This window comes from Geobacter sp. (assembly GCF_030834625.1).
GTDB lineage: Bacteria > Desulfobacterota > Desulfuromonadia > Geobacterales > Geobacteraceae > Geobacter.
This window is the reverse complement of record NZ_JAUQXO010000051.1, coordinates 1-8,677: the sequence shown is the minus strand read 5'-3', so window position 1 is coordinate 8,677 and position 8,677 is coordinate 1. Positions and strand designations below refer to the sequence as shown.

Sequence of the window (8,677 nt, the reverse complement as noted above, 5' to 3'; positions counted from 1 at the left end):
GCGGCGGCGGAGCAAGAATCGTGGACAAATTTGTTGAGCGTAAAACCACGCTCAAAACTGGGGCAGCGCCGGTCAGCTGCGCGACCGGGCACCACCTTAAACTCGACGGTTTATTGTCTTGACTATAGGGTCCACTCAACCTCCCTCTCGGTAGTTTACCAAGTGGGAGTGTCCATTGTCTTCAGGATACGTCAGTGTTTAGGCTACCGGACACCCTATGAAGTCATACGGCATGCCCTGGGTGGTGCACTTGCAAATTGAATCTGCCCCCCACAAACCTTCGTCTCCGTTTGGCCGGAGCGGCCAAACAGCAAAAGTTCCTTCCGGCGTAGTTATGCTTGCACGATCAATATCATCTGTAATCTGGTCACCTATTGAATGTATATGTCCAGATGTCTTTTCGACAAAAATAGGATAGAACTGGTTGGGTCGGGCACCACGACGTGCGGTAGGTTCCCGTCGTCGCAATCCAAGCCATTCAATTTCACGCCCAATCTGCGCCGAAGCAGAACGTGACTCATCCAACATATTCTGTTCGCCAAGCTGAACTTCAGATGCCCCAAGACGAACGAAGAAGATAAACTCTTCTACACGAGAAAATTGTCCAAATCTCGCAACTCCTTTGGCGCTTATTACCGATGTCACCATTTCAATATTAGCCTCCGGAAACGTCTGCTCCAGCAACAGTCCGAGCCTTAAATACTCCTTCTCGTCAATAGTAACAATCAGTACCGAATCGGCAGGATTAAGCAGTTTCCTGGCAATCTTGAGCCTGCGCTCCATGAAGGCGAGCCACTTGCTGTGCCGGTAGAGGTCTTCCGACTCCACGTAATCGTTGTTGTATTTCCAGTCTTTCGCGCCGGTATTGTATGGGGGATCGATGTAGATGGCGTCTACCTTGCCCCGGTGGGTGTAGGTCAGTGCCTCCAGCACATGGTAGTTCTCGCCGTTGATGACCGTGTGAAAGGGCTTGTCACCACCCCGCTCAACCTTGCCGGTGCTCACGAGCCCCGGATAGATGTAGTCCCGGAATTCCGCCACAACCACCAGATCATCAACCGGAATATCGCACGTCTCTGGCCCGGCATCGCCGGACAATTCCAGATGAGCGACCCGCTTCCCTTTGGCCTTGGTTGTACCCCTGACCAGCCACAACCGCTGGTCCCCCTTGGCAGTCGAACCACGCTCCGGGAGAACCCGTACCTTGTCACCCTTGCGTACCGGACGCCGGGGCAGCTCCACCACCTCGGGGCGGTGCCGTTCAAAATTCAGCCCAAAGGCAAGACGCGACGACAGCGCCTTGAACTCCCGTTCCAGGTCCATCCCCATCTGGGGGTCTTTAGCCTTGGCTTGTGTAATGAGATCAGTAAGTCGTGACACTTCAGCTCCTTCATGCATGTCAGATTTGTTCGTGATAAATGAACGAAGTGTTTGAGTCCAAACCGCAATCACGTGCGATGATGGGGCACGTGCCATTCATATCAGAGCAGGCATCCCCCCTCCGAATTCAGAACAAGTAACCACTGTTAAATATGCTATTTCCTATCGCCGGTCAACCGGGAGAAACCTGATGCGCTTGTCTTCACTCACTTCGAAGACATTGGCGAAAACAGGTTTACTGTCAGCATCTCGCCTTTCAGACGGAAACCGGTTATTGAGGCTAGGCACAGACTTGACTGCTCTGATGAGAACTTTATGGCCGTGCCACATGAGGGTGAAGGGGAATACGAGGGGCTGAATTGCCTACCCAAAAAAGGAGAAGAACGAAAAAAGGGCCAGATCAGATCTGGCCCTCGTACTTTCTTGGAGCGGGAAACGGGATTCGAACCCGCGACTTCAACCTTGGCAAGGTTGCACTCTACCACTGAGTTATTCCCGCGAAAAATGTTTCCGTTATATAGCAAACGAGATTTTCATCGTCAACACTTTTTTTCGCATCAATGAAAAACGAAGTGGGGCTCGCTCCGCTTCAGGCGGCACTTCGCGTAGTTACGGCAGCAGCGCTTTCGTCGATGATGAGCCCGTCGCGGAGGTGGATGGTCCGGTCGGCGTAAGTGCTGTTATCGGGGTTGTGGGTGACCATGACCACGGTCTGCCCCTCGTCGTTGAGCCGCCGAAAGAGTGTCATGACCTCTTCGCTCGTCTTTGTGTCCAGGTTGCCGGTGGGCTCGTCGGCGAGGAGGATCGGCGGCTTCTTGACGATGGCCCGGGCAATGGCCACCCGCTCCTGCTCGCCGCCTGAAAGCTGGTTGGGGAGCCGGTCGGCCTTGCCGGCAAGCCCTACCCGCTCAAGGGCTTCCCGCGCGGCCTCCACCTTATCCGCTTTTTTCATTCCGGTGATGGCCAGAGGGAGCATGACGTTCTCCAGGGCCGTGAGGTACTGGATGAGATGAAACGACTGGAAGACGAACCCGAGGTTCTCCGCCCGAAAGTCGGCGAGCCGCTCGCCGGGGAGCTCGTAGAGCTTTACGCCGGCCATCTCCACGGTACCGGCGGTCGGGTGGTTCATGCCGCCGAGCACCGACAGGAGCGTGCTCTTCCCCGAGCCCGACTGCCCCATGATGGTGACGAACTCACCGGCTTCGATGGCGAGATCGACCCCACGCAGGGCCTCGACTGTTTCGTCGCCGCTGATATAGTGCTTCCTGAGGTCAGTTATAGTTATGAGTGACATTGCTGCTCCTGTTTATCCGTTTTTCCGGTCCCCCGGTCCCCGCTTTACAGCGCCCTGAGCGCTTCCGTCGGGTCCATCCTGCTGGCGTGGAGGGCCGGATAGAGGCTGGCCACCATGCCGACAATGAGTGAAAGGGCTATCGAGCCGGCCATGACGGTCGTATCCCAGACAAGGGCCGCATCCTTTGTTTCCGCCATGAACGGCAGGGCGAGCTTGGCGCCCCCCATGCCGGCGGCGTAGCCGAGAACACCGGCCAGCAGGCTCACGAGGGCCGCCTCCAGGAGGATAATGCGGATGATGTGGCTCCTGCGGAAACCGATGGCCCGGAAGACGCCGATCTCGGTGGTCCGCTCGGTGACGCTCCCCATCATGGTGACGAAGACGATGAGGGAGCCGATGAAGATGACGACACCCGCCACGGCGTAGGCGAAGCGCTTGAAGTGATCGAGAGCCTGGAGCCGCGATTCCACCACCTGCTGGATGGCGGTAACCTTCGCCTCGGGCAGCTTCTCGGCGATCTGCACCACCATGTCGCCGATGGGGCAGCCGGAGCAGAGGGCCGCCACTTCCACCAGGGTGATCCGCCCTTCCTTGCCGAGGAGCTTCTGGGCTCCGGCCAGGGGCATGAAGACGAGGGAGTCGTCCTGGGAGCCGGTCTGCTCCAGGACGCCGGCCACGGTGAACTGCTTCCCGGCAAGCTGGACGGTGTCCCCCGGCGTCAGGTGGGCCGTGTCGGCTGCGGCGCTTCCGAGAAGGATTTCTCCTTCTTTTTTGGGGGCTTCTCCGAATATTCTCCACCACTGCTTCATCTTCAGTTCTTTGTCGAAGTCGACCCCCACAAGGAGTGCATCCCGGTCGCCGAGGCGGACGCCGCCGAGGACTTTGGGCGATACAGCAAGGATATTCTTGCTGTTTTTGATGCTGGTGATCCTGGCCAGGTCTTCCTCGCGGATCTCCCGCTGGTCGAAGGTTACCCGGCCGAGGCTGATGCCGCCGTAGCTCATGGAGAGGTCGTTGCTCTGGGGCATGATGAGAATGTTGGCCCCGAACTCGTCCATCTTCTTGCCGATGTCACTGGACATGGAGGCGGTGAGAGTCACCAGGGTCACGATGGTGGCGATCCCCACCATGAGCCCGACGGTGAGGAATGCCATCTTCGCCTTGCGTCGGCGCAGGTTGTTGATGGAGATGGTATGGAGTTTCATCGGATTCTCGTCTCTAGAAGTAGCGGGTACCGGCCTTGAGGTCGGCCGCGCTGATGACTACGTTGCCCCCAGCGAGCCTGCTGGGAAGATAGGAGGGGTTGCATCCGCCGACGGCATGGGGACCGATCCGGTTGGTGCCGAACTTCATGTTGCACTGTTTGCAGACCATGAAGGCACCGTCCTGGGCGTATCCCTTCTTCTCCTTGAAGCAGACGTCGCAGGCGTCAAAGGCAGTCTTCACGGTACCGTCGGGGGCTTTGACCACAAAGAAGGCGATTTCCTTACCGCCATCGGAGAACCTGAAGAAACGGGCCTTGCCATCGGATACCTTCGAGAGGGGAATGTTCACCACACCCCCGGATGCCTTCACCTTCTCGGGGCCGCCGAAGCCGGGAAGGGAAAACGCGGTGACCGTTCCGGCAATGGCAATGACAACAAGCAGGGCACTTGCCCAGTGTTTCACAATACTCTTTGCAGCTTTTCCGCTCATGATGACTCCTTCTTTCATGTGGTTGATTCGCTGGGCCCGCACATGCGGCTCAGGGTAAGTGTCGCCTCAGGTATGCTATTGCCGGGGGCCGCAGCATCCACCGCCGCACCCGCCCCCCTGCCTGGCAGCAGCCAAGCTCTTGCCGGTCATGGTTGCATACTGATCGGGGGTGAGCACCTGGGTGATGCTGCTGCCGTACCCGCTGCCGGTGATCCGCTCGGCGATCGCCTCCGGCCGAACAAGATTCGAATCGTAGCCGACTACCACCTCTCCACCGCTCACGTTCACCTGAACGGAAGCGACCCCTTTTGCACCATTGAGCGACTGTTCGATCTTCGCGGCGCAGCTACCGCAGGTCATCCCGTGGGCGCGGAGGATTGCAACCGAATTGGCCGATGCCTCAAGTCGGACGGAAAATGCGAATACTCCCACAACGACGATGGCCGAAAGAATCAGCAGTGTATTGATGACATTTCTTTTTTCGAGCATGGCGTTCTCCTTGTTGTGCACGGCGAATTCATGGGTATAGTTATCAAGCTCCGTGCCAATTGAACAAAATCCTTAACTGACTGATTTTTATACATTCATTTATTACAAACGGCAAACCTGGACTCAAGGTGAGGAATACTGTCCAGAGGCTTTGGGGACTATTCTACAACCGCTGCTGGTCGCCTTATGTTCGGAGAAAAGGAACGTTCGGCGATCCACGAAATTGCTGTTGACAGTGCCTGAGCCTGTCGGTATATGTGTGCACCGTCATATCAAACACTCAAGGAGTACCGCAGATGGAATGGCTCGCAGACCCCCAGGCATGGATTGCCCTGGCAACCTTGACCGCACTGGAAATCGTTCTCGGAATCGACAACATCATCTTCATTTCTATCCTGTCGTCCAAGCTGCCGGCTCACCAGCAGGAGAAGGCGCGCCTCACCGGCCTCGGACTGGCCATGTTTACCCGCATCGCCCTCCTCTTCTCCCTCACCTGGCTCATGGGGCTCACGACACCGCTGTTCTCGGCCCTTGGCCAGCCCATCTCGGGGCGGGATCTGATTCTCATCGCCGGCGGACTGTTCCTGCTGGCTAAAAGCACCATGGAAATCCACGACAAGCTCGAAGGGGAGGTAGGCCACTCTTCGGCCAGGGCCGCGGCCTCCTTCGGGGGCATCATCTTTCAGATACTCCTGCTGGATATCGTCTTCTCCCTCGACTCGATCATCACGGCCATCGGCATGGCCAACCAGCTTGCCGTCATGGTGCTGGCGGTGGTCATCGCGGTGGGCTTCATGATGCTCTTCTCCGGCAAGATCAGCTCCTTTGTTGAGAAACATCCCACCATCAAAATGCTCGCCCTCTCCTTCCTGATCCTGATCGGCGTGGCCCTCATCGGCGACGGCTTCGGCAGGCACATTCCCAAGGGGTACATCTATTTCGCCATGGCGTTCTCGGTGGGCGTAGAGATGCTCAACATGAGAATCCGGGCCAAGGGAAAGCCGGTCAAGCTCCACCAGCCCTATGTGGAGGATAAAGGGTAGAACGGTACACATTCTCCCGCTCTCTGGTACACTGTGACGTAACGACACCGTTACCGGCGGGATTCCATGAAAAGGATCTTCATCTGGCTTGTCTTTCCCCTGGCGGGAGCACTGCTCTTCTGGGGGGCAGACGCCCTTGTGATGACGTACCGGGGCACCTGGTCCGCGGCGGTATGGATATCCGCCAAGAGCATTGCCCTCCCCGTGGCCTGCGGCACCGCCTTCTGGCAGATGGTGAAGCTCTTCTCCTGCCAGAGCCGCCTCATGACAGCAGCCATGGCCATGGCAACCGGCATCTGGGTGTCCGGTCCCTTCTACTTTCTCCTGTTCCACCTCTCCTTTGGCGAGCGTCACATGTCCATGGGAGAGATGCTCTTCCACATTCTCCTTTTCCCCCTTGCGACACTCACGGTTGCCCTGTTCAGCGGCTCCATCGGAGGGCTGGTGATCACCTCGGCGCTGCTGGGACTCCTGGGCACCGGGTGGTTGGGGGTTCCTGGACAACCAGACATCATAAAAAAAGGGGATGACCCACCGGCCACCCCCTCTGAACACCGCTGATTCTAACTTCTCCCCTACTTCACTTCATACCAGAATTTGGCACTGCGGACCTTGCCGTCCTTCACCTTGAACTTGCTCATGACCCCATACTTTCCCTTTTTGGAAAGATCGAAATCCGCGCCGAAGTGCCCCTGCATGGCCGTAAGGGCCTTGGTCTGGTCCGCCTTGTCGGGCCCCTGAATCTTCAGGTTAACCTCACCGGCAGTGATTGCCTTGCCGGTCTTGGCATCCTTGAATTCGACCGCTATGTGGTGGGTCTCCTTCATCCCCTTGGGCAGCTCCATCTTCATGGCCTTCATGTGCTCGGCCATGCTCATGACCTTGAAGGTGGCCTTTACGCCGTCGACGACCTCCTCATGGGCGACGTCACCCTTGTGCTCCATGTGCGAACCATGTTCCATCTTCATACCGTGCTCGGCCGCCATGAGCGCCACGGGGGCGGCACAGGCAAAGGATGCTGCGGCAATGATGACTGCTAGTTTTTTCATGTTGGATCTCCTTTTGTCGTTAGTCGTGCGCCATGATTGACTGGAATGCACGGTTCAGTGTTTCATGCCCGAGTACACGAGTTTCCCCTTCTTCAGATCGCGCTTCTTCATCATTACGAAGATCACCGGCGTCATGATGAGGACGTGAATGGCCGATGATATCATCCCGCCGATCATGGGGGCCGCGATCGGCTTCATGACGTCGGCGCCGGTGCCGCTGGACCACATGATCGGCACAAGGCCCATGAGCGCCACCGCCACGGTCATCAGTTTCGGCCGCAACCGCAGCACCGCACCCTCGTAGGTGGCGTCGTAGATATCCTGCTCCGTCACTGGCCCGACCATGAGCTTCTTGTCCAGGGCCTCGTGGAGATAGATGACCATCACGACACCGGTCTCCACCGCCACGCCGTAGAGAGCGATGAAGCCGACCCAGACCGCTACCGATATGTTGTATCCCAGCGCCGACACCAGATAGACTCCGCCGACGAGCGCGAACGGCACCGAGAGCATGACCATGCTCGCCTCCAGGGCCGAGTGAAAGGTGAAATAGAGCAGGATGAAGATGATTACCATCCCGGCCGGGATGAGGACCTGGAGGCGCTTCTTGGCCCGGACCTGGTTCTCCCACTGCCCTGACCACGAGACGTAATACCCCGGCGGAAGCTTCAGCTGCTTCTCGACCACTGCCTGGGCATCCTTCATGAAGCTCCCCATGTCCCGCCCCCGGACGTTGAGAAAGACGATGGAGCGGAGGAGTCCTCCTTCGCTTGCGATTTCCGGCGCTCCGGTGGAGAGCTTCAGCTTCGTAACCTGCGCAAGGGGCACCTGGGTCCCTCCCATGCCGGAAACGAGGATGCGCTGGATGGCGGGGATGGAGTCGCGGTAGTCCCGCAGGTACCGGAGACGGATCGGGAAGCGGGTGCGGCCGTCGACGGCGGTGGTGAGCATCTCGCCCCCCAGGGCCGTGGATATAACCTCCTGAACGTCGGCCACTTTCACGCCGTAGCGGGCCGCCGCCTCCCGGTCGATGTCTATGTCCAGGTAGTTCCCACCGGTGACCCGCTCGGCCACCACGTCTGCCGCGCCGTTGACCCCTTTCAGGATCCCCTCCGCCTGCACCGCCAGATCCCGCAGAACGTTCAGGTCGTTGCCGAAGAACTTGAGCCCCAGGTCGGTCCGCACACCGGTGGAGAGCATGTTGATCCGGTTGATGATCGGTTGGGTCCAGCCGTTGCGCACCCCGATCTGCTGAAGCTTCGCGTCCAGTTCGCTGATGATGTCGTCCTTGGTGATGCCGGGGCGCCACTTATCCTTCGGCTTCAGGATGATGATCGACTCGAACATGGAGACCGGCGCCGGGTCGGTGGAGGTCTCGGCGCGCCCCACCTTGCCCAGCACGTGCTCCACCTCGGGGTGGCTCTTGATGACGGCGTCCTGCACCTGGATGATCCGCTTCGCCTCGGTGATGGAGACGTTGGGAAGGGTCACCGGCATGTAGAGGAGCGACCCCTCGTCCAGCGGCGGCATGTACTCGCTCCCAAGTTTCATGACGAGCGGCACGGCGACCAGCAGCGCCACGACGGTGAGGGCGATGACCGTCTTCTTCCAGGTCAGGCACCACCGGATCACCGGCCCGTAGAGCCGGATGAAGAAGCGGGAGACCGGATTGGCACTCTCGGGGGGCATCTTGCCCCGCATGAAGAAGTACATGAGTACCGGCACCA

At 58.5% G+C, this 8,677-nt stretch carries 8 protein-coding genes, 1 tRNA gene and 1 pseudogene; 2 read left to right on the top strand and 8 right to left on the bottom strand.

Annotated features, from left to right (window positions below; translation table 11 throughout):
- Positions 1–267: 267 nt before the first annotated feature.
- The 6 genes and pseudogenes from RCH91_RS12575 to RCH91_RS12550 form a co-directional block, all read right to left on the bottom strand.
- Positions 268–1,380 (bottom strand): annotated as a pseudogene (locus tag RCH91_RS12575) (DNA methyltransferase); the annotation flags it as partial.
- A gap of 424 nt (positions 1,381–1,804) precedes the next feature.
- Positions 1,805–1,879: transfer RNA gene (locus RCH91_RS12570), tRNA-Gly, on the bottom strand.
- A 90-nt stretch (positions 1,880–1,969) separates the two neighbouring features.
- Positions 1,970–2,674 carry an ABC transporter ATP-binding protein gene (locus RCH91_RS12565; protein WP_306535309.1) on the bottom strand — a complete coding sequence of 235 codons (705 nt, stop codon included), beginning with the start codon at positions 2,672–2,674 and terminating at the stop codon, positions 1,970–1,972.
- 44 nt (positions 2,675–2,718) lie between these two features.
- Positions 2,719–3,879: an FtsX-like permease family protein gene (locus tag RCH91_RS12560; RefSeq protein ID WP_306535308.1), complete on the bottom strand. Its 1,161-nt coding sequence runs from the start codon at positions 3,877–3,879 to the stop codon at positions 2,719–2,721.
- 13 nt (positions 3,880–3,892) lie between these two features.
- On the bottom strand, positions 3,893–4,369 hold the full coding sequence (locus RCH91_RS12555; RefSeq protein ID WP_306535307.1) for a DUF2318 domain-containing protein: 477 nt from the start codon (positions 4,367–4,369) through the stop codon (positions 3,893–3,895).
- 75 nt (positions 4,370–4,444) lie between these two features.
- On the bottom strand, positions 4,445–4,858 hold the full coding sequence (locus tag RCH91_RS12550; RefSeq protein ID WP_306535306.1) for a heavy-metal-associated domain-containing protein: 414 nt from the start codon (positions 4,856–4,858) through the stop codon (positions 4,445–4,447).
- Between the two features lie 296 nt (positions 4,859–5,154).
- On the opposite strand from RCH91_RS12550, the gene RCH91_RS12545 reads away from it, so the two are divergent.
- Both RCH91_RS12545 and RCH91_RS12540 read left to right on the top strand, forming a co-directional pair.
- Positions 5,155–5,901: a TerC family protein gene (locus RCH91_RS12545; protein ID WP_306535305.1), complete on the top strand. Its 747-nt coding sequence runs from the start codon at positions 5,155–5,157 to the stop codon at positions 5,899–5,901.
- A 66-nt stretch (positions 5,902–5,967) separates the two neighbouring features.
- Positions 5,968–6,462, top strand: a complete 495-nt coding sequence (locus RCH91_RS12540) for a hypothetical protein (protein ID WP_306535304.1) — start codon at positions 5,968–5,970, stop codon at positions 6,460–6,462.
- 14 nt (positions 6,463–6,476) lie between these two features.
- Here the strand turns inward: RCH91_RS12540 and RCH91_RS12535 are convergent, their stop codons facing one another.
- A complete protein-coding gene (locus RCH91_RS12535; protein WP_306535303.1) occupies positions 6,477–6,950 on the bottom strand; it encodes a hypothetical protein in 474 nt (157 codons plus the stop codon).
- A 54-nt stretch (positions 6,951–7,004) separates the two neighbouring features.
- Positions 7,005–8,677, bottom strand: a 1,673-nt coding sequence (locus RCH91_RS12530; RefSeq protein WP_306535302.1) for an efflux RND transporter permease subunit, incomplete at its 5' end; no start/stop codon positions are given.

Excerpts from the sequence above, each read along its gene's own strand:
- RCH91_RS12565 (WP_306535309.1), bottom strand. The coding sequence starts at position 2,674 with ATGTCACTCATAACTATAACTGACCTCAGGAAGCACTATATCAGCGGC.
- RCH91_RS12550 (WP_306535306.1), bottom strand. The coding sequence starts at position 4,858 with ATGCTCGAAAAAAGAAATGTCATCAATACACTGCTGATTCTTTCGGCC.
- RCH91_RS12555 (WP_306535307.1), bottom strand. The coding sequence starts at position 4,369 with ATGAGCGGAAAAGCTGCAAAGAGTATTGTGAAACACTGGGCAAGTGCC.
- RCH91_RS12540 (WP_306535304.1), top strand. The coding sequence starts at position 5,968 with ATGAAAAGGATCTTCATCTGGCTTGTCTTTCCCCTGGCGGGAGCACTG.
- RCH91_RS12560 (WP_306535308.1), bottom strand. The coding sequence starts at position 3,879 with ATGAAACTCCATACCATCTCCATCAACAACCTGCGCCGACGCAAGGCG.
- RCH91_RS12545 (WP_306535305.1), top strand. The coding sequence starts at position 5,155 with ATGGAATGGCTCGCAGACCCCCAGGCATGGATTGCCCTGGCAACCTTG.
- RCH91_RS12535 (WP_306535303.1), bottom strand. The coding sequence starts at position 6,950 with ATGAAAAAACTAGCAGTCATCATTGCCGCAGCATCCTTTGCCTGTGCC.